This window comes from Dietzia sp. IN118, from assembly GCF_032905965.1.
Lineage (GTDB): Bacteria > Actinomycetota > Actinomycetes > Mycobacteriales > Mycobacteriaceae > Dietzia > Dietzia kunjamensis.
The window spans coordinates 710,288-736,924 of record NZ_JAUMSR010000001.1 but is presented as its reverse complement, the minus strand read 5'-3'; the positions used below and the strand labels follow the sequence as shown (position 1 = coordinate 736,924).

General features: G+C 71.5%; 28 protein-coding genes. 9 read left to right on the top strand and 19 right to left on the bottom strand.

All coding sequences use genetic code 11. The features are described 5' to 3' along the window. The first annotated feature begins 90 nt into the window (after window positions 1-90). The 3 genes from Q2K20_RS03625 to Q2K20_RS03615 all read left to right on the top strand — a co-directional run bounded on the left by Q2K20_RS03625 (window position 91) and on the right by Q2K20_RS03615 (window position 4,400). The gene (locus tag Q2K20_RS03625; RefSeq protein ID WP_096906980.1) at window positions 91-846 is read left to right on the top strand and encodes an ABC transporter ATP-binding protein; all 756 of its coding nucleotides are present in this window, start codon (window positions 91-93) and stop codon (window positions 844-846) included. After that, window positions 843-3,443 (top strand): ABC transporter permease, encoded by a 2,601-nt coding sequence (locus tag Q2K20_RS03620; RefSeq protein WP_069390179.1) that lies wholly within the window; start codon window positions 843-845, stop codon window positions 3,441-3,443. Before Q2K20_RS03625 ends, Q2K20_RS03620 begins: the two co-directional genes overlap by 4 nt. 93 nt (window positions 3,444-3,536) lie before the next feature. Then, a complete protein-coding gene (locus Q2K20_RS03615; RefSeq protein WP_194307242.1) occupies window positions 3,537-4,400 on the top strand; it encodes a hypothetical protein in 864 nt (287 codons plus the stop codon). A gap of 74 nt (window positions 4,401-4,474) precedes the next feature. On the opposite strand, the gene Q2K20_RS03610 is transcribed toward Q2K20_RS03615, so the two are convergent. Then, window positions 4,475-4,825, bottom strand: a complete 351-nt coding sequence (locus Q2K20_RS03610; protein WP_083249822.1) for a DUF4229 domain-containing protein — start codon at window positions 4,823-4,825, stop codon at window positions 4,475-4,477. 39 nt (window positions 4,826-4,864) lie between these two features. Here Q2K20_RS03610 and Q2K20_RS03605 point away from each other — a divergent pair, with 39 nt between their 5' ends. Next, entirely contained in the window at window positions 4,865-5,026 is a 162-nt protein-coding gene (locus Q2K20_RS03605) for a hypothetical protein (RefSeq protein WP_167457827.1), read from the top strand. 72 nt (window positions 5,027-5,098) lie between these two features. Here the strand turns inward: Q2K20_RS03605 and Q2K20_RS03600 are convergent, their stop codons facing one another. The 6 genes from Q2K20_RS03600 to Q2K20_RS03575 form a co-directional block, all read right to left on the bottom strand. After that, window positions 5,099-5,623, bottom strand: a complete 525-nt coding sequence (locus tag Q2K20_RS03600; RefSeq protein ID WP_317176686.1) for a protein-tyrosine-phosphatase — start codon at window positions 5,621-5,623, stop codon at window positions 5,099-5,101. 27 nt (window positions 5,624-5,650) lie between these two features. Beyond that, a complete protein-coding gene (locus Q2K20_RS03595) occupies window positions 5,651-6,427 on the bottom strand; it encodes an enoyl-CoA hydratase (RefSeq protein ID WP_069390183.1) in 777 nt (258 codons plus the stop codon). A 174-nt stretch (window positions 6,428-6,601) separates the two neighbouring features. Then, window positions 6,602-6,736, bottom strand: a complete 135-nt coding sequence (locus tag Q2K20_RS03590; RefSeq protein ID WP_256385633.1) for a hypothetical protein — start codon at window positions 6,734-6,736, stop codon at window positions 6,602-6,604. Between the two features lie 55 nt (window positions 6,737-6,791). Next, window positions 6,792-7,451 (bottom strand): dTDP-4-dehydrorhamnose 3,5-epimerase, encoded by a 660-nt coding sequence (gene rfbC / locus Q2K20_RS03585; RefSeq protein WP_096906977.1) that lies wholly within the window; start codon window positions 7,449-7,451, stop codon window positions 6,792-6,794. Between the two features lie 64 nt (window positions 7,452-7,515). After that, entirely contained in the window at window positions 7,516-8,067 is a 552-nt protein-coding gene (locus Q2K20_RS03580) for an LpqN/LpqT family lipoprotein (RefSeq protein ID WP_067716929.1), read from the bottom strand. A 20-nt stretch (window positions 8,068-8,087) separates the two neighbouring features. Further along, window positions 8,088-8,894: an SDR family oxidoreductase gene (locus Q2K20_RS03575; RefSeq protein WP_096906976.1), complete on the bottom strand. Its 807-nt coding sequence runs from the start codon at window positions 8,892-8,894 to the stop codon at window positions 8,088-8,090. 249 nt (window positions 8,895-9,143) lie between these two features. On the opposite strand from Q2K20_RS03575, the gene Q2K20_RS03570 reads away from it, so the two are divergent. Further along, window positions 9,144-9,971 carry an oxygenase MpaB family protein gene (locus tag Q2K20_RS03570; RefSeq protein WP_269502040.1) on the top strand — a complete coding sequence of 276 codons (828 nt, stop codon included), beginning with the start codon at window positions 9,144-9,146 and terminating at the stop codon, window positions 9,969-9,971. 36 nt (window positions 9,972-10,007) lie between these two features. Here Q2K20_RS03570 and Q2K20_RS03565 read toward each other — a convergent pair whose 3' ends face one another. The 7 genes from Q2K20_RS03565 to Q2K20_RS03535 all read right to left on the bottom strand — a co-directional run bounded on the left by Q2K20_RS03565 (window position 10,008) and on the right by Q2K20_RS03535 (window position 16,654). Further along, the gene (locus tag Q2K20_RS03565; RefSeq protein ID WP_067716934.1) at window positions 10,008-10,571 is read right to left on the bottom strand and encodes a YdcF family protein; all 564 of its coding nucleotides are present in this window, start codon (window positions 10,569-10,571) and stop codon (window positions 10,008-10,010) included. Then, window positions 10,568-11,554, bottom strand: coding sequence for a dTDP-4-dehydrorhamnose reductase (gene rfbD / locus Q2K20_RS03560; protein WP_182640370.1), 987 nt, complete (start codon window positions 11,552-11,554; stop codon window positions 10,568-10,570). Before rfbD ends, Q2K20_RS03565 begins: the two co-directional genes overlap by 4 nt. Continuing rightward, window positions 11,551-12,432, bottom strand: a complete 882-nt coding sequence (rfbA, locus tag Q2K20_RS03555) for a glucose-1-phosphate thymidylyltransferase RfbA (protein ID WP_269502045.1) — start codon at window positions 12,430-12,432, stop codon at window positions 11,551-11,553. Before rfbA ends, rfbD begins: the two co-directional genes overlap by 4 nt. Further along, window positions 12,429-13,481 (bottom strand): dTDP-glucose 4,6-dehydratase, encoded by a 1,053-nt coding sequence (gene rfbB / locus Q2K20_RS03550; RefSeq protein ID WP_067716939.1) that lies wholly within the window; start codon window positions 13,479-13,481, stop codon window positions 12,429-12,431. Before rfbB ends, rfbA begins: the two co-directional genes overlap by 4 nt. Window positions 13,482-13,503: 22 nt before the next feature. Then, entirely contained in the window at window positions 13,504-14,415 is a 912-nt protein-coding gene (locus tag Q2K20_RS03545; protein WP_132063085.1) for a hypothetical protein, read from the bottom strand. A gap of 28 nt (window positions 14,416-14,443) precedes the next feature. Then, window positions 14,444-15,502: a YihY/virulence factor BrkB family protein gene (locus Q2K20_RS03540; protein WP_069388915.1), complete on the bottom strand. Its 1,059-nt coding sequence runs from the start codon at window positions 15,500-15,502 to the stop codon at window positions 14,444-14,446. Window positions 15,503-15,580: 78 nt separating this feature from the next. Next, a complete protein-coding gene (locus Q2K20_RS03535) occupies window positions 15,581-16,654 on the bottom strand; it encodes a YihY/virulence factor BrkB family protein (protein ID WP_067716947.1) in 1,074 nt (357 codons plus the stop codon). A 168-nt stretch (window positions 16,655-16,822) separates the two neighbouring features. Between Q2K20_RS03535 and Q2K20_RS03530 the strand changes: the two genes are divergently transcribed. Both Q2K20_RS03530 and Q2K20_RS03525 read left to right on the top strand, forming a co-directional pair. Continuing rightward, a complete protein-coding gene (locus tag Q2K20_RS03530) occupies window positions 16,823-17,218 on the top strand; it encodes a hypothetical protein (protein ID WP_067716950.1) in 396 nt (131 codons plus the stop codon). A gap of 211 nt (window positions 17,219-17,429) precedes the next feature. After that, window positions 17,430-18,554, top strand: coding sequence for an NAD-dependent epimerase/dehydratase family protein (locus Q2K20_RS03525; protein WP_269502056.1), 1,125 nt, complete (start codon window positions 17,430-17,432; stop codon window positions 18,552-18,554). A gap of 10 nt (window positions 18,555-18,564) precedes the next feature. Here Q2K20_RS03525 and Q2K20_RS03520 read toward each other — a convergent pair whose 3' ends face one another. Beyond that, the gene (locus Q2K20_RS03520) at window positions 18,565-19,392 is read right to left on the bottom strand and encodes a 3'(2'),5'-bisphosphate nucleotidase CysQ (RefSeq protein WP_269502058.1); all 828 of its coding nucleotides are present in this window, start codon (window positions 19,390-19,392) and stop codon (window positions 18,565-18,567) included. A 507-nt stretch (window positions 19,393-19,899) separates the two neighbouring features. Here Q2K20_RS03520 and Q2K20_RS03515 point away from each other — a divergent pair. Next, complete coding sequence (locus Q2K20_RS03515; RefSeq protein WP_269502060.1) at window positions 19,900-20,826, top strand: sulfite exporter TauE/SafE family protein; 927 nt, start codon at window positions 19,900-19,902, stop codon at window positions 20,824-20,826. A gap of 46 nt (window positions 20,827-20,872) precedes the next feature. Further along, window positions 20,873-21,355, top strand: a complete 483-nt coding sequence (locus tag Q2K20_RS03510; RefSeq protein WP_163375533.1) for an RrF2 family transcriptional regulator — start codon at window positions 20,873-20,875, stop codon at window positions 21,353-21,355. A gap of 40 nt (window positions 21,356-21,395) precedes the next feature. On the opposite strand, the gene Q2K20_RS03505 is transcribed toward Q2K20_RS03510, so the two are convergent. From Q2K20_RS03505 to cysD, 4 genes are all read right to left on the bottom strand, one after another. After that, window positions 21,396-22,658 (bottom strand): cation:proton antiporter, encoded by a 1,263-nt coding sequence (locus tag Q2K20_RS03505; RefSeq protein WP_269502064.1) that lies wholly within the window; start codon window positions 22,656-22,658, stop codon window positions 21,396-21,398. 89 nt (window positions 22,659-22,747) lie between these two features. Continuing rightward, window positions 22,748-23,665, bottom strand: coding sequence for a sulfite exporter TauE/SafE family protein (locus tag Q2K20_RS03500; RefSeq protein ID WP_269502065.1), 918 nt, complete (start codon window positions 23,663-23,665; stop codon window positions 22,748-22,750). A 4-nt stretch (window positions 23,666-23,669) separates the two neighbouring features. Then, entirely contained in the window at window positions 23,670-25,610 is a 1,941-nt protein-coding gene (gene cysC / locus Q2K20_RS03495; protein WP_269502067.1) for an adenylyl-sulfate kinase, read from the bottom strand. After that, the gene (cysD, locus tag Q2K20_RS03490) at window positions 25,610-26,527 is read right to left on the bottom strand and encodes a sulfate adenylyltransferase subunit CysD (protein ID WP_067716962.1); all 918 of its coding nucleotides are present in this window, start codon (window positions 26,525-26,527) and stop codon (window positions 25,610-25,612) included. The genes cysC and cysD overlap by 1 nt, the downstream gene beginning before the upstream one ends. Between the last annotated feature and the right edge of the window lie 110 nt (window positions 26,528-26,637).

The window sequence follows — 26,637 nt, the reverse complement described above, 5'->3', positions numbered from 1 at the left end:
CCACAGGTGCGGTGTCGTGTCGGACCGGGTCTCCACAACCGGGGTCCCTACACTCACCTCCGGACGCCACGCCGCGACGGAAGGACCCACGTGACCCCACCCCCCGAGATCGCGATCCGGGCCCACGGCCTGCGCAAGACCTATTCCCACGGGCGGGTGAAGGTACGCGCACTGGACGGCGTGGACGTGGCGATCGACAAGGGGCGCTGGACCGCGGTCATGGGCCCGTCAGGCAGCGGCAAATCCACCCTCATGCACTGCCTGGCCGGCCTGGACACGCCCGACCACGGCACGGTATCGATCGGATCGACCGAGATCACCCGCCTGGGTGACGCGGGACGTACCCGGCTGCGACGCACCCGGGTGGGCTTCGTGTTCCAGTCCTTCAACCTCGTGCCGGCGCTCTCGGTACGCGAGAACATCGCGCTCCCCGTGCGGATGGCGCTGCGTCGCCCGGACCGGTCGCGCCTCGACTCGCTGGTCGGCGAGCTCGGGATCGGCGACCTGCTGAAGCGGCGCCCGCACGAACTGTCCGGCGGCCAGCAGCAGCGGGTGGCCATCGCCCGCGCCCTCCTGCCGCGCCCGGACGTGGTGTTCGCCGACGAGCCGACCGGCAACCTCGACTCCGAGTCCGGCGAGTCGGTGCTGGGACTGCTCGGCGCGTGTGTCCGCGAGGCCGGCCAGACCGTCGTCATGGTCACCCACGACGCGCACGCCGCCGCCCACACCGACACCGTGGTGGTACTGGCGGACGGACGGATCGCCGACGAGGTCCCCTCCCCCACCCCCGAGGCCGTCCACACGGCCATGCGCTCGCTCACCGGCCGCCGGCCGGCCACCACGTGAGCCCCCACCTGGTCCTGGGTCAGCTGCGCGCACACGCGGGCCGCTACCTCGGCACCATCCTGGCGATCGCCGTGGCCGTCGGCTTCGTCCTGGCCTCGGTGGGCGTACTCCGCACGATGACCGCCAGCGCCGACGCGACCTTCGGGATGCGGTACTCGGGCACCGCCGTGCTCGTGCAGAACCTCGGCGACCGCACCTCCGCCGGCACCGACGCCGCGCGCGAGGAAGCGGCCGAGGCCCAGCGGCTCGGCCTGGGGGCCATCGCCGCCACCCCCGGGGTGCGGGCCGTCACCGTGGACGCCCAGACCTACGTGCGGGTCCGCGCCGAGGGACGCGCCCAACAGGTGACGACGACGACGGCGCTCGCCACCGACGACGGTCTGCGCTGGCAACCGCTGGCCGACGGGCGGCTCCCCGCCGCTCCCGGTGAGGTGGCGATCCGCAGTGACGCGGACCTCCCGCTGGGCGCCACGTTCGAGGTGCTGCCGAGCGGCGCCGGTGATCCCGTCCCCGTCACGGTGGTGGGGCTGTTCGACCTTGCAGGGCAACCGGACATGAACTCGGCGTTCCCCCTCTACACCGTCGACGAGCAGGTACAGCAGTGGGCGCCGAACGGGGCCGGGGGCGATATCCGTGTGGCCGGCGACGGCACGGTGTCGGACGAGGCGCTGGCGGCGGAGATCGAGCAGCGCCTGGACCGGATCCCGGGCACGTCCGCCGTCGAGGTGTCCACCGGCGCGGCCGAGGCGGACGCTCTCGCGGAGTCCTTCATCGGTAGCCGCGACGTCTACACCCGGGCCCTGCTGGCCTTCACCCTGCTGGCCGTCGCGGTGGCCGCCCTGGTCATCGGCACGACCTTCGCGGTGGTGTTCGCCGCGCGCGTCCGGGAGACGGCACTGTTGCGCTGCCTGGGCGCCTCGCGGCTGCAGTTGCGACTGTCCGGGATGGCCGAAGCCCTGGTCGTCGGCGCCGTGGCGACCGCCGCGGGGTTGGCGTTGGGTCGGTTCGCGGTCTCACTCGCGGCCCGGGAGGCCCCCCGACTCGGCGTGACGATTCCCCTGCAGGAGGTCAGCGTCCCCGGATCCGCCTATCTGCTCGCCGCCGCGGTGGGCGTGGGCGTCACCCTCGTCACCGCTCTCCCGCCCCTGTGGCGCGCCACCTCCGGCAGCCCACTGGAGGCGCTGCGCCCGGCCGATGTACGGCCCGACCCGTGGTGGCGGCGGCTGGCTATGGTCGCGGTGGGTGCCGTGGTGGGCGCCTTCGGCTGGCACTCGATGTCGGCGGCCGTCGAGGCGGGGGCCGTCGTCGAGGCCGGCGCGTGGGGCGTTCTCGCGTTCCTGGGGATCCTGGCCGTGGTCGCCGGTGCCCTGCCCACCCTGCTCGGGGCGCTCGGCAGCGTAGTGGGAGTGCTGCTCGGCCCGGTGGGTCTGCTCGGCGCACGGAACATCGCCCGCAGTCCGCGCCGCACCGCCGCCACCTCGGCGGCCGTACTGGTGGGCGTGACTCTCACCGCGACGATGGTGACCGGCATCGCCCTGCTCGGACCGGCCATCCAGGCACGGCTCGTCGACCGCGTCCCGCTGGACATCGCCGTGACCGCATCGAGCGGCGACACCCTGCCCGAGGGACTGCCGGGGACGCTGGCGGAGCTCCCGGGCGTGGACGAGTCCCTGGTCGTGACCGACATGTACGCGGAGGGCCCCGGGGGAAAGCGCACGGTCCTCAGGGTCGCCGACCCGGAGCGGGTCGGCGACGTGATGCGCCGCGACGTCGTATTGCCCGGGCCCGGGGAGATCGTGCTCCCGGAGTCCTCCCCCGTGGCCGCCGGTGCCCGCGACGGCGAGACCGTCCGGTTCACCTTCTTCTCCGACGACGACGGTCGCGACCTGGTCGTGCGTCGGACGAGCGATCAGTGGGCCCTGGCCGCGCCCGGGAGCGTGCCCGCCTGGCCCGTGGCGCAGTTGCCCGACGGGTCCCCGTGGCCGGAGGGTGTGGAGGTGCCCACCCAGTTCGTCCCACGCACCGAGGTCTGGCTGCGCATGGATGACTCCCTGGCCGGTCAGCAACTCGAGTCGGCACTGCAGGGCGTGCGTTCCGCCGTCGTGGACGCCGCGCCCGATGCGGCCGTGACCGAGAGCTTCGCCTCCCGCGAGCAGATCGCCACTTCTGTCCGGACCGTCCTCACCTCCAGCTCGTTGTTGCTGGCGGTGGCGGTCGCACTGGCCCTGGTGGGGGTCGCCAACACGCTCACGCTGGCGGTCCGGGAACGGACCCGGGAGATCACCCTGCTCAGAGGCGTCGGGGTCACCCGCTTCGGCGTGTGGCTCATGCTTGTCCTCGAGACCGCGTTGGTGGCCGCCTGCGCCGCAGCCCTGGGCGTGCTGCTGGGGGCGGCCTTCGGCACGGCCGGGGCGGCCGCGCTCACGGGGACCGGTTCCGGCGCGGGAGGCATCTTCAGTGACCTCGGTGGGGTCGGTAACGATGGTGTACCCGTGGCCGATCTGGTGAAGGTGGGGTTCGGGGGCGTCCTCGCGGCTGTCCTCGCCGCCGCCGTCGCCTCCGTCGGGGCGGTCCGATCCCGGGTCGCGTCGGACTAGATGCTCGCGCTTCCCGACCGTCCTCCGGGGTGAAAAAGACTCCACCCCGTCCGTCCGGTAGCCATCCTTTGGCAGAACTGAGACACTATCGTTATGAGAACTCGGGTGCTCCTCGCGGCCGGCGCAACAGCGCTGGTGGCCGCGTCCTGCGCGCAGCCGGAGCCACAGGTGCTCTCCGAGGCTCCGCGCTCTGCGTCCGCGACGGAGATCACGTCGCCGACCACCACCGAGCGTGACGAGCAGCTCGGGAAGTTCATCGCGCGATGCGCGACGGAGGCCGACGGCGGGACGCCCGGCCTCACCATCTTCACCGACGGATCGCAGAACGTCACCGATCACTGCCTGAGCAGGTACTACATCGGGGTCCAGCCCGCTCCCGGGGCACTGTACGTACCCGACGAGGAGGCCGGTACCTACGCGCCTCCCAGCGAGACCGCACCCGTCGAGACGACGGGCGAACAGTGGACGCCCGCCCAGCCGCGAACCGATATCGGGTTCGAGGATGATCAGGAGCTCCTCGGCGACGGGGAGACGACCGAGAATCCGGATGAGCCGGGCACCGAGGATCCCGACACGGACGATCCGGATTCCCCGACGAGCCCGACCGACGGGACGTCGCCCACCTCGCCCACGACGCCGCCCACGACCGAGCCGGGCGGTACCGAGCCCGTCGTGACGGATCCGACCACTCCCTGGACCAGCACTCCCGGCACCACCGAACCCGGCGACACCACCCCCACGGGGACCGGCTCGTCCGAGCAGCCGACGACGGTGCCCACCGTGACCGAGGCGCCGCAGGAACCGCAGCCGGGCCCGCTGACATCCGTGATGTCCGCCGCCCCGTCGGGGTCGGTCGGCCCCACCGGGTCGCAGACCCCCACCGAGTCGGGGACGTCAGTGGGGCTCCCCGCATTCCGCTGGCCCGGGTCGTTCTGGCCGGGCGGCCCGCAGGGCTGACCTTCCGAGGGCATGCCCTCCGACCGGGTGTGAACTCCGGCCGGACACCGCACGCCGGTCTGGTGCGACGAGCGTCAGGCCTCGTTCATCCGACGGCGCAGGTCCTCGCGCTTCTCCCGTCGTCCGGCGTCGACCGCCGCGATATCGGAGTTGATCTGCGCGCGCATCCGGCTGAACAGCACCATCGACAGGGGCAACGCGATCAACACAGAGATGATCGCGGCGACGAGCACGGGGACCTGCACACCCGCCAGGCTGCCGATCCCGATGATGAGCAGCGTCAACGCCACCACCAGCAGAAGTCGGACGACGGTGTAGACGACCATGTTGCGGGCCAGTCGCGCGCCGGGCGCGGACCCCTCCGGTCTGGCCGCCGGGCTGGCCGTCCCCTCCGCGGGGTGTGTTGTCTCGTCTCGCTCGCTCATGGTCCCCAGGATACGTATCGTGGTGGGAAGGAGGTTCGAGTGATCTGGCTGTTCGCACTCATCGGAGTGGTGACCGTGGCGATCCTGCTGTGGCGGGCCTTCGGGCCCGGGTCACGGCCGGCTCCCCCACGGGTGATCGCCCCGGACGACGACCCTGATTTCCTACGGGATCTGGACCGTCGCAAACCGCTGGACCCCTGACGTCGGCAGCGCACGGGTCCCGGCGCAGCCCTGCCCGATGCAGCCCTGCCCGGACAGGTCTCGTCGGCCGGGTCAGTTGCGTGACAGCAGGCGGACGATGGAGTCCACGGCGTCGCTGATCTGCGCCCCCGTGCGGTCGAACACCTCCGGCTCCCGGCCGATCGGATCCTCCACGTCGAGCGCGGGATCGTCGGTGTCGATACTCAACCTCGCCCGCGACAGACCCGCGAGCGTGACGGACTCGTCGGAGTCGGCGAGCCGGGCGGCCTCCAGGATCGTGTAGGTCTTCTTCCACAGCAACGGCGCCAGTTCCTGCACGGCATCGCGGTGCGCCCGGGTCGCGGTGAGGACGAGGTCGCGTCCTGTCAGCAGCCGGGCTGTGAGCAGTCGCGACGCGAAGCCCCCGCCGTCTCCCCCGTACCCCTGCAGCACCCGCAGGGTCTCGCGGTGGATCTCGACGCCATTGGCCGCCCGCGTCCCCGCGGAGTCGACCGACACATCGAGTCCGGCTGCCGCGGTTCGCGCGGCCAACAGACGCTCGGCCAGCGGCGACCGACACATGTTGCCCGTACACACCGTCATCACCGAGATCGCCATGGCGACGATCCTAGTGCGCGCTGCGCGTCACTCCCCGCGCCACTGCGGGGCGCGCTTCTCGAGGAACGCGGACATGCCCTCCTGGGCGTCGCAGGTGACGGCGTTGGTGGCCATGGTCTCGGCCATCTCGCGGTACGCCTCGTCCTGGGGCAGATCGATCTGCCTGTAGAAGGCCTGCTTGCCGATCTCCAACGTCAGCGGGCTGGAGTCGGCGATCTGCAGCGCCAGCTCATCGACCCGAAAACGCAGGTGGCCCTCGGGCACCGCCTCGTTGACCAGCCCCCAGTCCACCGCGGTGGCGGCGTCGATCGTCTCACCGGTCAACAGCATCTGCATGGCCCGCTTACGGCCGATGGAGCGGGAGACCGCCACCATGGGGGTCGAGCAGAACAGGCCGATCTTCACGCCCGGGGTGCCGAAACGCGCGGTGTCGACCGCCACGGCCAGATCGCAGGTGGCGACGAGCTGACAGCCGGCGGCGATCGCGTGGCCCTGCACCTCGGCGATGACCGGCTGCCGGATCGCCTGGATGGTCTCCATGAGCTGCACGCACGTGGTGAAGACCTCGCGCTCCTGCGTGAGGGTGCGGTCGACCATTTCACCGATCTCGTGCCCGGCGGACAGTGCGGGGCCGGACCCGGTGAGCACGACGACCCCACAGTCCGGGTCGTCACCGAGGTCGCGGATCGCCGCCGTCGCCTCCCGCATCATCTGCAGGGAGAGCGGGTTGCGACGCTCGGGCCGATCGAGTGTGACGCGGGCGATCGGGCCGCTGCGCTCGACGAGGACGAAGGGGGTGCTCATGGGGCCTCCGGAGGGGATGAGGGGCTAGCCTCCCCTGGTTCTACCCCGCGGCGCCCGTCGACGGGCCGGGACGGGGCCGGGGCGCCCCCACCGGGGCGTGGCGAGGGGCGTGGCGCTCCCCTCTGGTCACCCCGGGCCCCGGGCCGGGCCCGGCTCGGACCGGACCGGACCGGGTCAGTTCGCGGCGGCCTCGTGCGTGCCGTCGCACCACTGCTCGGCGGGGACGGTGTCCTTGACCTGGTCGACATGCTGACCGCAGCCGTCCCACGTGGTCTTGCCGCAGACGGGGCAGGTGACGGGGTAACACATAAGAATCTCCTCAGATCCGACATCATACCCTAGGGGGTATACCCGTAAGGGTATGTCAGTTCTCGTCCGGCCGCCACTCGGCGTCGACCCTGGGTGTGGCCTCACGCAGTCGTTCGACGTGGGCCCGGCACTCCTCCCACTGCGGGAGCCGGCCCGCAGCGGCGACGTCGAGCAGGCTCGGGGCGTCGCGGTCGCGCTCGCTCATGACGTGCTCGATCGAGGTGCCGTCGAGGGCCGATCCGGGCCAGTCGATCGCGATCTTGGGATCGAAGGCGTCGATGACGTGCTCGGCCCCGGGCCGCCAGCCCTCCGAACAGAAGTACATCACCGTGGATTGCGGCTCGAGGGCCAGGAAACCGTGCGCCACGCCCTCGGGGATGTAGATCGCCCGCTGCTCCACGGAGTCCAGGATGACCCCGGCCCACTCACCGAAGGTCGGCGAGCCCACGCGGACGTCCACGACCACGTCGAACACCGTGCCGGACGGGCACAGCACGTACTTGGCCTGACCGGGCGGGACCTCGGCGAAGTGCAGGCCGCGCAGGACCCCCTCCCCCGAGACCGACACGTTGACCTGCGCGAGATCGAAACGGTGGCCGGTCATCCGACGGAAGGTCTCGTCGGTGAACGCCTCGTGGAACACCCCGCGGTCGTCAGAGATCTGCCGGGGGGTGATCTCCCACGCCCCCGACACGCTGAGCTCGCGTAGCTGCACTCCGGTCCCGCCTTCCCGTTGTCTATCGATCCCGGTCGCCCCCGGCGCCCGGGTGACGACCACCCTAGCCGCGCATCGCGTCCACGATCTGCGCTGCCGTCCACTCGCCGATCAGCAGGCAGCCCATGGCGTCGTCGTGGACGGAGGCGTCCTCGTCCCAGCCGGTGACGACGAACTGGAAGATGTAGGTGGCCTCGTCGTCGCTCCATCCCACGATCAGACTCGAGGTCGCCATCCGGCCCGGCTCGGCCGTGTACATGCCCCGCAGGTAGCGGTAGACGCTGCGGACGGCGCCGGCGGACTCGTCCCCTTCACCGGCGACCTGCTCGAGCAGAGTCCAGTCGGGCAGTGCGTCGGCGGTGGCGACGATCATCTCGACCGCCTGCTCGGTGTCCATCGCGGGCGCGACACGGGCGCAGGTGGCCACCGCGTTGGGTGAGAACCCGTCACGGTGCGCACCCGGGTCCACGTAGATCACCGCGGACGGCTCGGGCGATTCGATGCGCTGCCACGGCGGGCTGTCCACCCAGGTCAGCGGCTGTGCGGCCACGGCCATCGGTGGGCTCGCCTCGAGAATGCGACCGGTCGACGCGCAGTACTCCTGGATAGAGGTCATGTCCGGGTCCCCGCGCCCCGTCAGCCCTGTAGTCCCGCGCCGACGATGTGCGCGCCACCGTCGACGACGAGGGTCTGCCCGGTCATCCAGTGCGCGTCATCGGACAGCAGGAAAGCCACGGGACCGGCGATGTCCTCGGGCACCCCCAGTCGCCCGGCCGGCAGCGCCGCGGACATGGCCTCCTCGCGGCCGGAATACAGCGCCTCGGCGAACCTGGTCTTGACCACGCCCGGGGCGACGGCGTTGACGCGCACGGCGGGTCCGACCTCTACGGCGAGCTCCTGGGTCAGCCGCATGACCAACGCCTTGGTGGCGCCGTACCAGCCGATCCCCGGCGACGGTGCCAGGCCGGCGATGGAGGCGATGTTGACGACGGCGCCGCCGCGCTCGCCGAGGCCCGAGTGGTAGACCTTCTGCGTCCAGGACAGGGTGCCGAGGGCGTTGACCTCAGTGATCTTGCGGGCCGCGGCCAGGTCGATGTCCACCGTGCGGCCGAATGCCGGGTTGATCCCGGTGTTGTTGACCAGCAGGTCGATGGGCCCGAACGACTCTTCGGCCCGGGCCACGACCTCACGCTGGTGGTCCTCGTCGTCGCTCTTGCCCGCCACCGCCAGCACCCGCTCCGGTGTGCCGAGATCGGCGACGGCGTCGTCGAGCCCCTCCTGGCCGCGCGCCGTGATGACCACCGACGCGCCTTCCGCGAGCAGGCGACGGGCGATGCCCAGGCCGATCCCGCGGCTCGCGCCGGTGACGAGCGCGGTGCGGCCGGCGAAGCGGTCCGGGACGACGGGGCCGGTCCGGGGGGCGGGCAGGGGGGTAGCGGTCACAGCCGTCTCCTTGCGAGGGTCGGAATGCGTCTGGCGTGCGTCGCCCAGCCTAGAGGCCATGTCGGTGTGCCAGGCCGCGCCGGGGCCTCACGGCATCTCCTCAGCGGACCCTCCGGCTTTCCTTCACTACGGCGCCGCCGGGCGCTAGAGTTCGTGACAGGTCCCATCCGGCCGCCCCCTCGGGCGGCTCCACTACCCCGGGGTGTGTGCATGTCACCACTAATTCCACGCGCTGGCGCGGACTCACCCGTGTGCTCGATCCTCGATATCCCGGGCCCGCGGTGGTTCACGGCGAGCGATCCCATCTGGCGGGTCCACGGCGACGTGTCCACCCCGATCGGCATCACGACCGGTCTGCTCATGCTCGCCGCCGACCCCGCCTACTCCGCCGGGATGATCGCGTGCGGTGCGGACGCCGAGCCGTGGACGATGGACGACTACCTGCACGACCTCGTGGAGATCTCGACGTTCGGCACGGTCGACGACGCCATGGTGACCATCGAGCACGCCCGCCGTGACCACAATTCGTTCTCCGGCACCACCGAGTACGGCGACTACTTCTACGGCTCCGACCCCGGGCTGATCGAGTGGTCGCAGGCCGCCATGACGTGGGCCCTGCTCGTCGCCTTCCAGCGCTTCTCGGGGCGTCCCCTGTCCACCGCCGAATCCGACCGGTACGTCTACCAGTGGGCGGGCCTCGCGCGGCTCCACGGTGCCCGCAGTTTCCCCTCGACCGTCCGCGAACTCGAGCAGCTCCTGCGCAGGTCCCGCGGCCGCGCCCGGCCCACCGATGCCGGTCGCCGCGCCGCGAGGAAGCTCCGGGAGGACGCCCGCGCCTGCCCCGGGGTCACGGAGAACTCGGTGATCGCGCACCGGTCGTGCACGACGGTCGTGGACGCCGCGGCGAGCCTGGTGCCGTCGGAGGTGCGCCGCGCGCTGGATCTCCCGCACCGTCCGATGGACCGCGCGGCCGTGTTCGGGAGGATCACCAGAGCGCACCAGGGCCTGTCCTCGCCGCGGCTCACGACCCGGGCGCCCATCGCGGCCCCGTCGGCGATGCGGGCCCGGCCCGCCTGAGCCCCGCCTCGCGCGGAACACCCCGGCCGCCCGGGGTCACCAGTGGCCGTTGACGCGGCCCTTGATCCATCCGGCGGCCTCCCACACCAGATGAACCGGCAGCATCCCGCGGTCGAGCCGCTCGACGGGCACCATCCGCACGTCCAGCCCGGTGGCGCTGCGCATCCATGTCCCCGCCCGGAGGGTGTGGGGCCGGTTGGTCACCACCAGGATCCGGTCCCACCCGCGCGCCCGCGCGATCGAGGCGACCGCCTGCGCCTCGCCCCAGGTGGTGCGCGGGTCGGGCGAGAAGCACACAACTTCTGCGCCCGAGGGTCGCGCGATTCCGGTGCACAGTCGCCGGGCCACCGTCTCGGAGTTGCCGCCGGGGTTGCTCACGAGCAGCGTGTCGGCGTACCCGGCCTCCACGAGGTCCCGGGCGTACAGGTGGCGACCGTCGTCGGCGCCGGCGAGCATCACCACGGCGTCGGCGCGGACGGGCTCGTCGGCGCGCGGCTGCAGCAGGAACGCGCCCCACGCGGTGAGGGCAAGCGCGGCGACGGCGGCGGCCGCCACCGCGGCGCTCCCGGCCGCGAGCACTGTGCGGCGGGTCCGGTTCACGACCCGGGCCCGGGGAGGCTGCCCCGCTCCCGCTGTCGCTGGGCGATCCAGCCCTCGTGGGCGATCGCGCGGACGAGATCCTGCGTCCAGTCGTCCATCGGCTCCAGCCCGACGGCACGCCACGAGGCATCGGAGAGCACGGAGAAGGCCGGCCTCGGGGCGGGGCGTGGGTACCCCTCGGTGGTGCAGGGTCGCACCCGCTCGGGATCCGCGCCGAACCACGTGAACACCGCCCGGGCGAGGTCGAACCACGTCGCGCGGCCTACCCCTGCCAGGTGCAGGGTCAGGCCCCGCGCGTCGAACTCGCCCCAGGCCTCCCCGCCGACGAGGCCGAGCAGTTGATCGGCCAGCGGCGCCGTGTAGGTGGGCGAACCCCACTGGTCGTCCACCACCGAGAGGGTGTCCCGCTCGCGCTCGAGGCGGACCATGGTGTCGACGAAGTCCGAGCCGCGCAGCCCCTGCCCGTGGCGCACGGGGCCGGTGTACACCCACGCGGTGCGGACGATCGTCGTCTCGGGGTACACCGCCAGCGCCGCCCGTTCCCCCGCGAGTTTGGTGCGCCCGTACGCGGTCACCGGCGCGGTCGGGTCGTGCGGCTCGAGCGCCGGAGCGGTGGCCGGGTCTCCCCCGCCGGGGACCTCGCCCGAGAAGACGTAGTCGGTGCTGATGTGGACCAGCCGGATCCCGCGGTCGCGGCACGCCACGGCCAGCGATTCCACGCCGTCGGCGTTGACCGCGTGCGCAGTGACCTCGTCGTCCTCCGCGCCATCGACGTCGGTGTACGCGGCCGCGTTGATCACGACCTCCGGTGCGTGACGGTCCAGGGCGGAGGCGATCGAGGCCGGGTCGGTGAGGTCGAGCTCGTCGCGGCCCACCGCGACCGCGCCACCGCCGAGCTGACGCCTCGATTGCCTGTCCAGGTAGTGCCCGAGCTGTCCGCGACCGCCCGTCGCGAGGATCCGCGGCCACCGGCCGGCGGTCACAGGTTGCGCCCCTTCTCGCGGCGCAGAATGTCCAGAAGGTACAGGCCGTACCCCGATTTGCGCAGGTTGTGGGCGCGGACGGTGAGCTCGTCGTCGTCGATATATCCCATCCGCCATGCCACCTCCTCCGGGCAGCCGATCTTCAGGCCCTGCCGGTCCTCGATCGTGCGGACGTAGTTGCCCGCGTCGAGTAAGGAGGCGTGCGTACCCGTGTCCAGCCACGCCGTGCCCCGTGGCAGCACCTCCACCTGCAGTCGGCCCTCGCGCAGGTAGTGCCGGTTGATGTCGGTGATTTCGTACTCGCCGCGCGCGGACCTGCCGAGCCCGCGCGCCACGTCCACCACGTCGGCGCTATAGAAGTAGAGGCCGGGGACGGCGAAATCGGAGGACGGGTCCTCTGGCTTCTCCTCCAGGCTGATCGCGCGGCCGTCGGCGTCGAAGTCGATCACCCCGTACTCGCTCGGATTGGAGACGCGGTAGGCGAACACGGCGCCACCCTCGGGCTCGACGAAGCGCCGCAGCTGCGTGCCCATGCCCGGTCCGTAGAAGATGTTGTCGCCCAGGATCAACGCCACCGACTCGTCGCCGATGTGCTCGGCACCCAGCACGAACGCCTGCGCCAGCCCCTCCGGCGCCGCCTGCTCCACATAGCTCAGGGCGATGCCGAACTGGCTGCCGTCGCCCAGCAGCCGGCGGAACTGCGGAGCGTCCTGGGGGGTCGTGATGACGAGGATCTCCCGGATCCCCGCCAGCATGAGCGTGGACAGCGGGTAGTAGATCATCGGCTTGTCGTAGACTGGCATCAACTGCTTGCTCGTCGCCAGGGTGAGCGGGCTCAACCGGGTGCCGCTGCCGCCGGCCAGGACGATGCCCTTCACAGCACCGTCTCCGTCCGCGCGTACTTCGCCTCGACGCGCTCCTTGACCGGCTCCCACCAGTCGCGGTGGGCGGCGTACCACTCGATCGTCTGCTGCAGGCCCTCGCGCAGGTCGGTGTGCCGCGGCTCCCAGCCCAGTTCCTCGCGGGTGGCGGTGGCGTCGATGGCATACCGCAGGTCGTGGCCCGGCCGGTCGGTGACGTGATCGAAACCGGGATCCCCCCCGGTGCCGGCCCCGTTTCCCCCGTCGCTGCCGGCGACCCCCATGAGGTCGCAGATCATCTGCATCACCTGCAGGTTCGAATGTTCGCCGTCCGCGCCGATGAGGTACGTCCGGCCCGGCTCGCCCGCGGCCAGGATGCGCAGGACCGCCGCGTTGTGGTCGTCGACATGGATCCAATCCCTCACATTGGCCCCACTGCCGTAGAGGCGGGGCCGGCGACCGTCCAGGATGTTGGTGATCTGACGCGGGATGAATTTCTCGACGTGTTGGAACGGCCCGTAGTTGTTCGAGCAGTTGCTGATGGTGGCCCGCACCCCGAAACTGCGGACCCACGCGCGCACGAGCATGTCGGCCCCGGCCTTGGTGGCCGAGTACGGGCTCGACGGGTTGTACGCCGTGTCCGGGGTGAACTTGGCCGGATCATCGAGCTGCAGGTCACCGTACACCTCGTCCGTCGACACGTGATGCAGGCGCGCGTCGTGCCGCCGGCACGCCTCGAGTACGGCGTAGGTGCCGACGATGTTGGAGTGCAGGAAGGGCCAGGGGGTGGCCAGCGAATTGTCGTTGTGGCTCTCCGCGGCGAAGTGCAGGACGGCGTCGTCCGGCCCCGTCAGCTCGGCGACCAGCCGGTCGGTGACCGCCGGGTCCGCGCAGTCCGCCTCGACCAACTCCACCCGCTCGTCGGGCAACCCCTTCAGGTTGGCGCGGTTGGCGGCGTACGTCATGGAATCCAGCACCGTGACGTGGGCGTCCGGGTACTCGCGGACCGCGGTGTGGACGAAGTTGGCGCCGATGAACCCGGCTCCCCCGGTGACGACGAGGCGCATGGGTTCAACCCTACCGCCCGGCTCAGTCGTCGCCCGAGGGCTCGTAGCTTGCCGGGTCGTCGCCTGCCGGGTCCTCGTGCCTGCCCGCCTCCCACCGTCGCTTGATCGCCCTCGACCGCCGCGAGTGCCTCACCGCCAGCACCGCGATCACGACGCCCGCCACGAGCGGCACCCACACCTTGCTGTACTCAAGCATGAACTCGAGCCACCCCGGCACCGTGACCTCGGGCAACGAGATCGACGGCAGGGTGATGTCGGGCCGCGGGATGGTCGGCAGGGAGATGTCCGGCCACGGGAGGTCGATGTCCGGGAGCCGCTCGAGGATCCACTCGACGACCGGTTCGAGGACCCGGCCGATCAGCGGCAGTAGGACGAGCACGGCGATGGCCCACCCGGACCGGCCCAGACCGGCCGCGACGGGATAGGCCACGCGCTTCCACGGCGAGGCCGCGATCGCGTCCTGCCTCGCCTCCGCCGCAGAGCCCGGCGGTGGATCGAAGTGGACGACGTCCCTGCCCTCGCGGAAGACCACCTGCCGCACAGCGGTGTCCGTGATGCTGGTCCGTACCTGCACTCGCGGGCCGGAGACGGACGCGGCCGCGGTGCTGTGCTCGCCCGGCTCGGGCGGGTCCGCGTCGAGCGAGAGCTTCGTGTCACTGATCTGCCGCGCCCTGGCCACCGTCACCCCGTCCCTCAGGAGCGCGCAGGCAGGGCTCTGCAGTGGCGAGGACCCTGCCGTCTCCCCCTCGGGTTTGCGCCGGAGGGGGTAACCGGGGTCGACCGCGTGCACCTCGTCGGATCGGCCGACAGCGAACTCGAGCCTGCCGTACTGCGGGTGGTCCAGCCGCCAGATCTCCGGTCGCGTGCCGGAGGCGGGGCCCTCCGGCACGCCCTCTGCGGGTTTCGGTCCGGGGTCTCGGTCTCGATCAGACACTGTCGGCACCCTACCTCCCTCCCGCGCGCTACTTCTGCGCGTCGGCGGGCTCGGTGTCGGCGGGCTCGGCGTCTACGGTTCGGGAGTCGGTGTCCTCACGCCGCAGCTCGCGGTACGCGGCGAGCATCTTGGCGCGGCGTCGGTTGTGCGCCTCAAAGGCCGAGTTGTCGCGCGGGGTCACCCGGACCGCCTCCTCCGCGGGGATCCCGGCGCGCAACTGCCGCACCCGCAGTACCTCCGCGTCCAGGCGGGCGCCGTACACCACCGCCATGTTGACCAGCCACAACCACAGCAGGAACACGATCACGCCGGCGAGCGAACCGTAGACCTCGTTGAAGTTGCCGAACCGGGAGACGAACAAGTCGAAACCCGCCGTAGCCACGCCGATGATCGCCAGGGCCGCCACCGCCCCGAGCGAGACCCAGCCGAGCTTGCGCTCCGTGACGTTCGGTGCGAACCGGTAGAGGAATGCCAGTGCGAGGATCGCCGAGACCAGCCCGGCCGGCCACTTGGCGATCTCCCACGTCGCAAGGGCCGTGTCCCCCAGCCCTATCCACCCGCCGACCGTCTCCGCCACCGGCCCGGTGAACACCAGCGCGAGGCCACCGACCGCCACGAGAAGAATGAGCAGAGCCGTGAGGATCACCGCGGAGGGCAGCAGCCGCCACAGCGGGCGCCCCTCCTCCACTCCGAAGACCGCGTTGATCGCCCGACCGAGCGCCCAGACGTACCGCGAGGCCGACGCCAGGGCGACCACCGTTCCGACGATGAGCGCGGTCCCGGCGGCGGGCGTGGTCACCAGCGTTTCGATCGGCCCGCGCACCGGGTCCAGGATCTCCGGCGGGGCGACGTCCGAGAGCATGTCCATGACCGCGTCGACCGTCCGGTCGCCCTGGCCGAACACGCCCAGCAGCGACACCACGACCAGGACCGCGGGGAACAGCGAGAGCACCCCGTAGAAGGTCAGCGACCCCGCGAGGTCCGGGCCCCGATCACGCAGGAACTCCGACACCGACCTCGTGAACACCATCCGCACCGTTCGCAACCGTCTGCGGATGGTCGCGACGGGCCCGCCAGAAGTGCTCATGCACTGATTGTGACCTCCCGGGCGGGGCATGGGGCGGACGCCGCGCCCACTGGCTGATCCGTCGGGGCCGGGCGGGGGTCAGTCGCGGTGGCGGGCCTGGTCGACCTGGGCCTCGCGTCGGACGTCTGCAGCCTCGTCGATGGCCTTCTGCTGCTTCTCGGCCGCCTTGTCGCTGGCGGTGGTGTCGCGCGGCGGGAGCTGGATGGTCTCCTCGGCGTGCATGCCCGCCTGGAGCTCACGGGCGCGCTCCATCTCGGCGTCCACCTCGGCACCGAACAGGAAGGCGTTGTTGGTGATCCACAGCCAGAGCAGAAAGACGATGACGCCGGCCAGCGAACCGTAGGTCGCGTTGTAGCTGCCGAAGTTGGTCACGTAAAAGAAGAAGCCGACGGTCGCGAGGCCCCACACCACCAGCGCGACCACCGCGCCGAGCGAGATCCAGCGGAACTTGGGCTGCTTCACGTTGGGGGCGAACCCGTAGAGGACCGCCAGGATGACGACGACGACGAGGACCAGCGCCGGCCACTTGGCGATGCCCCAGACGGTGACCGCCGTCGAGCCGAGACCGATGAGATCCCCCACCCACTCGGCGATCGGCCCGCTGACGACCAACATCACGCCGGCCAGGGCGACCAGGATCAGCAGCACGGCGGTGAGAAGGATCATCAGCGGCTTGAGCTTCCAGAAGGGGCGCCCCTCCTCGACCTCGTAGATGCGGTTCATGGCGCGACCGAAGGCGCCCACGTATCCGGAGGCCGTCCAGAGCGCGCCGAGAATACCGGTGATCAGGGCGATCCCGGCGGCCGGAGTGTTGACCAGTCCCTCGATCGGCCCGCGGAGTTCGTTGAGGGTCTGCTCCGGTACCGAACCCTCGACGAGGCCCATCACCGCGTCGACCGTGGCCTGCCCCTGGCCGAACACACCGAGCAGCGAGACCACGGCGAGAAGCGCCGGGAACAACGAGAGAACGGCGAAGTAGGTGAGCGACGCCGCGAGGTCGGTGCAGTTGTCCTTGGAGAACTCCCCTGCGGCGCGTTTGAGGCCGACTTTCCAGGCTCCGCCGGTGAGCTTGGTGGGCGACTCGGGCTTGCCGGTGTCGGGGTCGGCATCCGTGTGGGGCTTGTCGGTGATGTCGCGGCTGCTCGTACTCATACCAAGCACCTTTCCACCACCGGGCCTCCCCCGCATCCGGCCCGGCCGTCCCCCCGCGGGATTACGGACGCCGCTCTGTGCGTCACCCTCTTTGATGTCACGTCACCAAAGTGTCGTATCAACTACTTCGATTTCGTCGACCGTCACCGCACCAGAGGGAGAAACACAGTGAGTCTGTCCAACGCCATCCTCCGTGGAGTCACCGGGGCCTTCGTCCTCAACTCCGGCCTGAGCAAGCGCGGCATGCCGACCGAGGCCGCCCAGGGTCTACAGGGCTTCGCCGCGACGGGAGTGCCCGCCGTGAACAACCTGGATCCCGATTCCTTCGGCAAGTTCGTCGCCTACTCCGAGATCGGCATCGGCGCCGCCCTCCTCACCCCGGTCGTGCCCCGCCAGATCGCCGGCGCCGCCCTCGGCGTCTTCTCCGCCGGCCTGCTCGCGATGTACTTCCGCAACCCCACCATGACCGAGGCCGACGGCATCCGCCCCAGCCAGGAGGGCATGTCCCTGGCCAAGGACGCGTTCATGGCCGCCATCGCCGGCGCACTGGTCACCGACCGGTAGCCTCCCCCGCCGGCGGGCACGAGCCCCCACGGCGCCCGGCCCTGCCGGCGCTACGGCACCCGGCCCTGCCGGCGCGACGGCCCGGTCCCGCAGCACGCGGGGCCGGGCCGCTCGCGTTCCCGACACACGCGCGTTCCCGGCACACGCGCGGACACCTGCCACACACCCCGGACCGGATGCGCGGCCCACGCGGGTCGCCGACCATGGTGCGATGACGCAGAACCCGGAATCCGATACCCCGGCCCGCCGGATGCGGGTAGTCGTCACCGGTGCCAGCGGCAACGTCGGCACCCCGCTCGTGCGGCGTCTGCTCTCCGACGGGCACGACGTGGTGGGACTGTGCCGCCGGATCCCCCCGGCCACGCCGCCCTACTACGGCGCGCGGTGGCATCGGGTGGACCTGTCGTACGCCCGCGCGGAGGACCTGGTGGAGGTCTTCCGCGGCGCGGACGCGGTGATCCACCTGGCCTGGGGCTTCCAACCGACCCGCGACGTCGACCACCACCGCCGACTGGGCGTCGGGGGGACCGCCGCGGTCGTCACCGCCTGCCGTCTGGCGGGAGTGCCGCATCTCGTGCACCAGTCCTCCGTGGGCGCCTACGCCCCGGTGTCCGACGGCGGCCCCGGGGTGTCCGTGGACACCCGCGTCAGTGAGGGCGCCGAGCTGGGTGGCGTTCCGACCGCCGCCTACAACCACCACAGGACCGCCGCCGAGCACCTGCTCGACCAGCATGAGCGCGAACATCCGGGAACCCCGACGATCGCCCGCATGCGGGCCGCGTTCATCGTGCACGGCGAGGCCGCCTCGGGCCTGGTGCGCTACTTCAGCCCCGCCTTCGCACCGGCCCGGCTGATCCGGGCCCTGCCGGTCCTGCCCGTGGACCGTCGCCTCACCGTCCCCCTGGTCCACGGCGACGACATGGCCTCGGCACTCGCCGCCGCGGCCACGACCGGCGCGCAGGGCGCGTTCAACATCGCGGCCGAACCGCCCGTCACGCGCGACATGATCGCCCGCGAGCTCGGGGCCGTTCCGGTCGGGCTCCCGTTCGGGATCCTGCGGAGGTTGGTGCACGTCAGCTGGCTGCTCCACCTCCAGCCGCTCAGCATCGGCTGGGTGGACCTCGCGTTCGGCGTCCCACTCATGCACACCACCCGGGCCCGCGCGGAGCTCGGCTGGCACCCCACGGTCGCGGCCGACGAGGCCCTGCGCGAGATCGTCGACGCCATCGCCGCCGGACGGGCCGGGACGTCCCCGCCCCTGCGCCCGCGGACCCTGCGGGATGCGCTGGCCTCACTGCGCCGCGGCGGCCCCGTCGACGTCAGGCACCTCCCCTGACCGGGACCGACTATCGGCCCGCCGCGCCCTCGTCCGCGATCGCACCGAGGATCGCGTCCGCCAGGTCGGCGCGGCACACGACGAGGTCCGGCAGGTAGGTGTCGGCCACGTTGTACTCGAGCGGCGAGCCGTCGATCCGCACCGCGACGAACCCGCGGGCCAACGCCACCCCGGCCGGCGCCGCGGAGTCCCACTGGTACTGCCCACCGGCGTGGATGTAGGCGTCCGCCTCACCGCGGACGACGGCCGCGGTCTTGGCCCCGGCCGACCCCAGCGGCACGAGATCCCCGCCCACCGCCTCGGCGACCGCATCCGCGAACCGGGGCGGACGGGAGGCCGAGAGGACGATCCGCGGTCGGGAGCCCGTACGAGGGGGAAGAAGGCCACCCCCGTCGACCCCGCCGTTGCCCACGGGTGCGGCGTAGACCTCGTCGTCGTCGACCCCCGACACCACCCCGAGCGCCGGTAGTCCGACCGCTGCGGCGGTGAGTCGTGACAACGCCGGGTCACCGCCGCGCTCCCACAGGGCGACGTGGACGGCCCAGTCCGGCCGGTCACCGAGGCCGTACTCCCGGGTGCCGTCGACGGGGTCGATGATCCACACGCGGTCGGCGTCCACCCGGGCGAGATCGTCGGCGGCCTCCTCCGACAGGACCGCGTCGTCCGGGCGCGCGGCGGCGAGCCGTTCGAGGAGCAGCGTGTTGGCGCGGCGGTCACCGATGTCGCCGAGCTCCCGACCGGTGGGGCCGGAGGAGCGCAGGTCCACCAGCAGCCTCCCGGCCTCGATGGCGAGGTCGACGGCGAGTTGCTGGTCCGGGGTACGTGTGGCGGCGGTCATGCCCCCAGCCTAGGAGGCGCACTCCGGGCGCGGCCCGGGACGCCTACCGACGGCGCGACCGCAGCCCCCGGCGCCGGCCAGTCCCGTACTGGCGGACGACGCGGGCGGGCTCGTCCGGACACCGGTGTGCGTCGGCCGCGACCCGGGCCGCGCCCCGCGACGGCAGGACGCCGCTGCGGGCGTCGCAACGGTGACAGCCCCAGACCGCGCCGTCGGTCGTTTCCTCGACGTAGCACTGCCGCTGTCCGACCTCGTTCATCGCTCCCCCAGGAGAAACTGCGTCAGCCTCCAGCCGACGCGCAGATCGCTATTGTGTCATAAATTTTTACTACTGGACAGCGAAAACATCACTGCGCCCGGCGCCCCACCCCTGCGATGCCCGATCCCGTCCTTGACGGGCGACCGAGTGATGCCCCGCCTTCGCTAGACAGGTCGGTCTAGACAGCACTTCGGCTTTATGTCTACTGTACTGATCGACTTAATCGATTCACTATTCGAGGGATACTCGTGAAGACACTCATCGTGCTCGGCGTCGTCGGCGCCATCGCCCAACTCATCGACGGCTCCCTGGGCATGGCCTACGGCGTCACGTCCACGACGCTGCTGGTCGCGGCCGGTATCGCGCCCGCCGCCGCGTCGGCCTCCGTGCACTTCGCGGAGATCGGCACCACCCTCGCCTCCGGCGTCTCCCACCACCGACTCGGCAACGTCGACTGGCGGATCGTGCGCATCCTCGCGGTGCCGGGCGCGATCGGGGCGTTCGCCGGTGCCACCCTGCTGTCCAGCCTCCCCGCCGACGTCGCCAAGCCCGTCGTGGGGGCGATCCTGCTCAGCCTGGGCCTGTACGTCCTGTACCGGTTCCTCGCACTCGGCGGCCGTCGCCCCGAGTTCCGCGGGCGGGTCCGCACCGGGTTCCTCGTCCCGCTCGGACTGGTCGGCGGCACCCTCGACTCCCTCGGCGGCGGTGGCTGGGGCCCGGTCGGCACCACCTCCCTGCTGTCCTCGGGCCGGGTCGAGCCGCGCAAGGTCGTGGGCTCCATCGACACCTCCGAGTTCGTGGTGGCCGTCGGCGGGTCGCTCGGCTTCCTCGTGGGCCTGGGCGCCGCCGGCATCAACTGGGGTTACGCGCTGGCGCTGCTGGTGGGAGGTGTGCTCGTCGCACCGCTCGCGGCGTGGCTCGTCAAGCACCTGCCCGCCCGGGTGCTCGGCACGGCGGCCGGCGGCCTGATCGTCGTCACCAACTCCCGCACCCTGCTGGTGTGGGCCGAGGTGCCCTCGTCGGCGACCACCCCGATCCTGCTGTCCCTGGTCACCGTGTGGATCGGCCTGGTCACGTGGGCCGTGCTCGCCAAGCGGAGGGCCTCCGGCGACGACGACGACGAGGCCGGCATCGACCCTGCCGCGGCCGCCGAATCCGCCCCGGCGCAGCGCTGATCCGGGCCGACGCCCGGTGAGGCGGCCCCTCTGGGAGACTGTCGGCATGAGGGTCACCGCCAAGTCCGACTATGCGCTGCGCGCACTCGTCGAACTCGCGGCGGCCCAGCTCGCCAGCCCCGACGACGATCCCCGCGACAATCCGCTGAGCGCCGAAGAGCTGGGGCGGCGTCAGGACATCCCGCACGGGTTCCTCCAGGCGATCTTGTCGGATCTGCGGCGGGCCGGGATCGTGACCAGTCGCCGGGGCAAGACGGGCGGATGGTTCCTCGGCCGGGAGGCGGGGGACATCTCGGTCGCCGATGTCCTGCGAGCCGTCGACGGCCCCCTGGTGAGCGTCTACGACGTCCGCCCGGAGTCGGTGGTCTACAACGACCGTGCCGCGATCCTGCAGCACGTGTGGATCGCCTCGCGCGCGGCCCTGCGCCGGGTCATGGACGCCGTGACGATCGCCGACCTGGCCGCCGGGCACCTGCCGGGCGAGGTCCACGAGTTGACCCTCGACACCGACGCGTGGGAGCCCCGCTAGTCGGACGCCGGTTCCGCCGCCCGGTCCGCTCCCGCCGGACTCAGGTCGCCTGCTCGCGCCCGCGGTGGCGGTCGAGCCAGGACACGGCCGGGGACGACGCCGCGCCGTGCAGGACGATGGACGCGACGATGACCAGCGACACCGCGGGCCACAGCGACCAGCCGTCGTCCTTGGAGAAGTACTCCATGGCGTAGCAGAGGTAGAACAACGAACCCACGCCCCGCACTCCGAACGCCGAGACGAACAGGCGCTCGGGGGATCGGAGCCTGCTGTCGCCGATCAGGGCGATCCAGGCGGTGAGGGGCCTGATCACGAACAGCACGCCGACCGCCACCGCGGCGTGCGACCACTCCAGCCGGAAGACCGCGTCTGAGATGAACGACGCCCCGATCACCAGCAGGACCAGCAGGGTGAGCACGTGCTCGGTGTACTCGACGAACTCGTGGGCCCGGGCGTGCTTCTCGTCGGCACGCTCGGCCGACCGGACGCCGAGCGCGGCACAGAACACGGCGAGGAAACCCCACCCACCGACGAGTTCGCCGGCCCCGTAGGCCAGCAGCAGGGTGGCCACCGCGGCCGCGGGATCGGCGAAGCCGACCAGTCGGGAGTCACCGATGCGGACGCGGTAGAGCGCCGCGCCCACGAGCCGGCCGATCACCCAGCCGACCACGGCGCCGATCAGCGTCTTGCCGACGAGGTCCCAGGCCAGCCAGGTCCAGATCCACTCGCTCGGCGCGCCCTTGGTGGCCAGGAAGATCGCCAGATAGACAAAGGGGAAGGCGAGCGCGTCGTTGAGGCCCGCCTCCGAGGTGAGGGCGAAGCGGGCCTCGTCGTGTTCGTCATCGGCCTCCTCCCCCGTCCCCGGCCCCTCCACCTGGACGTCCGAGGCGAGGACCGGGTCGGTCGGGGCGAGTACGGCGCCGAGAAGTACCGCGACCGCGGGGGTCACGCCCAGTGCCCACCACCCCAGGACCGCGACCCCGGCGATGGACAGCGGCATCCCGATCGCGAGCAGGCGCCACGTGCTGGTCCAGCCGCGGAAGGACAGGGGACGATCGAGCGCCAGACCGACGCCGAAGAGCGCGACGATCACGGTGACCTCGGCCATCCGCTCGGCGAGCTCGGCGTGCTCGATCACGTCCACGAGCTGGGACTCGCTCGGCATGAGCCAGCCGATGAGCATGCCGACACCCACCACGATGATGGGCGCGGAGAGGACTCGTCCGCGGAGCAGCCGGGGCAGGAGGGAGCCCACGAGCAGAGCCGCCCCGATGACCGCGTACATGAGATCGGTGTTGGCCACCGAAGGAGTGTGGACCCCCCGGCCGCCGGTGCGCCACCGGAACACGAGCACTCCCTCCGGCCCGGGGGTCGGGCCGGAGGGAGGCGGGGTCAGGTGCGCGCTGCCGACTGCTCCGCGGGGGCACGCAGGTGCGCCGAGAACCGGCGCACCAGCACCCTCCACACCAGCGGCCCGGCCACGACGAGCACCAGGGTGATCACGCCGATCAGGGCCGGCGAGGCGCCCAGCATCGCCGACGCCGTCACGGCCAACACGATCGTGATGCCCCGGCGGATCAGCCCCTGCGGGACGCGGCTGGCGAACTTTGAGCCGAAGAACGTGCCGACCGCCCCACCGATCAGCAGGGGGACCAGCAGGTTCCAGTCGACGCCGGTGACCATGACGTGCCCGATCGCCGCCGCGATCACCAGCGGGACGGCCTGGACCAGGTCGGTGCCGACCAGTCGCAACGCCGCCAGGGTCGGGTACAGCAGCATGATGCACATCATGATGACGGTGCCCGAGCCGACCGACGTGATGCCGACCATCAGGCCGCCGATCACCCCGACCAACAGGGTGATGAGCGGCTTGACCGGGGGGTCGGGGTCGTCGCCGGTGCGGATGCGCCCGGACATCTCGAAGAACGCCCGCAGGAAGTAGGCGGTGGACGCCACGATCAGCGTCGCGCCGATGGCCTTCTTCAGCAGCCCCTGTACGTCGTCGGCTCCGATGGCGTGGACGAGCCACGCCCCCAGGTACGCCGTCGGCACCGATCCCAGGATGAGCCAGAACGCGATCTTGAGGTTGGGTTTACCGTGCCGCCAGTGCACGCCCGCGCCGACGACCTTGTTGACCGCGTTGACCACCAGGTCGTTGGCGACCGCCGCCGTCGGCGGGATGCCAACGAGAATGAGCGCCGGCGTCATCAGGGCGCCGCCGCCCATCCCCGTCAGACCGATCACCACGCCGATGACGGCGCTGACGACCAGCAGCCCCAGCGAATCGTAGGTCCAGAGGGCCTCGGGCACCGGCTCAGATTCCCAGGATGGAGCTGAGGATCCGCTGCGCGACCTCTTCCGCGGTCCCGTCCTCGGGGCGGACGTGCAGGTCGGGAGTCAGCGGCGGCTCGTACGGAGCCGACACCCCGGTGAACTCCGGGATCTCGCCGGACCGGGCCTTGGCGTACAGGCCCTTGGGGTCGCGGGCCTCGCACTCGGCGAGCGGAGTGTCCACGAAGACCTCGGTGAACGGCAGATCTGCCTTGGCGTGGACCTCGCGCGCCGCGTCGCGGTCGGCGCGCATGGGCGAGATGAGAGAACAGACGACGACGACGCCGGCGTCCGCGAACAGCGCCGCGACCTCCGCGGTGCGGCGGATGTTCTCGGCGCGATCCTCCGCCGAGAACCCGAGGTCGGCGTTGAGGCCGTGCCGCAGGTTGTCGCCGTCGAGGATGTAGGCGGGGTGCCCGGACTCGATGAGCAGTCGCTCCACCTCGGACGCGATCGTGGACTTGCCCGAGCCCGACAGGCCGGTGAGCCACAGTGTGCGGCCCTGTCCCCGGTCCCCGCGCTGGACGGCCCCGGCGTGCCAGACCACGTTGGACCCCGTGGTGGCGGGCCCGATGATCATGCCCGCGCCCACGGTGTTGCCGGTGATCTCGTCGACCATGATGAACGCACCGGTGTCGCGGTTGCGCCGGTACGGGTCGTACATCAGCGGGGTCTGCGTGCGCAGTCCGATGCGGCCGATCTCGTTGAGGTCGAGCTCTGTGGAATCCGGGTCGCGGTGCAGGGTGTTGACGTCGAGCCGGTACTCCATCCCCGTGACGATCGCCTTGGTGTCTCGGGTGGTGTGCTTGATGACGTAGCGCTTGTTCTGCTGCAGCGTGGTGGCGTCGTCGAACCAGCAGACCATCGCCTCGAGTTCGGTGCCCTGGTGCGGACGGTTGCCCGGACGGGCGATCATCTCGCCGCGGACGATGTCGATCTCGTCGTTCAGTGCGATCGTCACGGCGGCGGGCGCGGCGGCCTCGTCCAGCTCCGCCCCGCCCGGGCCCCAGATCGCCTTGACCGTGGACTGCCGACCGGACGGCATGACCACCACGTCGTCGTCGACCTTGATGATGCCGCCCGCGACGGTGCCGGCGAACGAGCGGTGATCCAGGCCGTCGGCGCGCTGGGGACGGATCACGTACTGGACCGGGAACCGGACGTCGGTGAGGTTGCGGTCCGAGGCGATGTGCACGTTCTCGAGGTGGTCCAGCAGCGCCGGCCCGGTGTACCAGGGCATGGAATCAGTCGAATCGACGGCCCCGTTGACCACATTGTCGCCCTTGAGCGCGGACAGCGGCACGAACGTGACGTCGTGGACCTCGAGCTTGGCGGCGAAGTCGGTGAACTCGGTGCGGATGGCCTCGAAGGTGGCCTCGTCGTAGTCCACCAGGTCCATCTTGTTCACGGCCACGACCAGGCGCGGTATGCCCAGCAGTGCGGAGAGGAAGGCGTGGCGGCGCGTCTGCTCGAGGACACCCTTGCGGGCGTCGACGAGGATGATCGCCACGTCGGCCGTCGAGGCGCCGGTGACCATGTTGCGCGTGTACTGCACGTGGCCCGGGGTGTCCGCGATGATGAACTTGCGCCGCGGGGTCGAGAAGTAGCGGTACGCCACGTCGATCGTGATGCCCTGCTCCCGCTCGGACCGCAGCCCGTCGGTGAGCAGCGCGAGGTCGGTGTACTCGTCGCCCCGCTTGGCGGAGGTGGCCTCGATGGAGGCGAGCTGGTCCTCGAAGATGCCCTTGGAGTCGAACAGCAGCCGACCGATGAGGGTCGACTTGCCGTCGTCGACGGAGCCGGCGGTGGCGATGCGCAGCAACTGGGCCTGGTCGGACATGGTGTGGCCGGTCTCCACGGTGGCGGCCTCGGGGTTCGGGACCGCGGTGGTGGGGGCCGAACCGGCGGTGGTCGGGGTGCTCATCAGAAGTAGCCCTCCTTCTTGCGGTCTTCCATTCCGGCCTCGGAGATCCGGTCGTCGGCGCGGGTCGCGCCGCGCTCGGTGACGCGGGTGCCCGCGACCTCGGCGACGACGGCGGCGTTGTCGGCGGCGTCGGACTCGACGCAGCCGGTGCAGGTGGCGTCGCCGACGGTGCGGAAGCGGACCAGTTCGGTGCGGGCCTCCTCGCCGGGCAGCGTCTCGAGGAACCGGGTGTTGGCCAGGAGCATGCCGTCGCGCTCGATGACCTCACGCTCGTGGGCGTAGTAGATCGGCGGCAGGTCGATGTCCTCGCGCTCGATGTACTGCCAGATGTCCAGCTCCGTCCAGTTGGACAGCGGGAAGACCCGGATGTGCTCGCCCTTGCGGTGGTTGCCGTTGTAGAGCTTCCACAGCTCCGGGCGCTGCGCGCGGGGGTCCCAGGCGCCGAACGCGTCACGGAACGAGAAGACGCGCTCCTTGGCGCGGGCCTTCTCCTCGTCGCGGCGGGCACCGCCGAAGACCGCGTCGAAGCGGTTCTCCTGGATGCCGCGCAGGAGGGCGGTGGTCTGCAGCCGGTTGCGGCTGGTGCCCGGACCGGTCTCCTCGACCACGCGGCCGGCGTCGATGTCGTCCTGGACGTGGGAGACGAGCAGCTGGACGCCGGTCTCCGCCACGACCCGGTCGCGGTACTCGATCACCTCGTCGAAGTTGTGTCCCGTGTCCACGTGCATGAGCGGGAACGGCATCGGCGCGGGCCAGAAGGCCTTGCGGGCGAGGTGGAACATCACCACCGAGTCCTTGCCGCCGGAGAAGAGCATCCCCGGGCGTTCGAACTGCGCGGCTACCTCGCGGAAGATGTGGACGGACTCCGCCTCGAGCGCGTCGAGATGCGAGAGCGTCACCGCCGACCTCGTCGTCATGCGACCTCCAGTGTCGTGGACCGTCCGGGGTACCGGGCGGCTGACGGCAGACAGATCTGTCTGCCATCGGGCATCCGCACCATCGTGCGCCCGCCGAGCCGCGATATGCA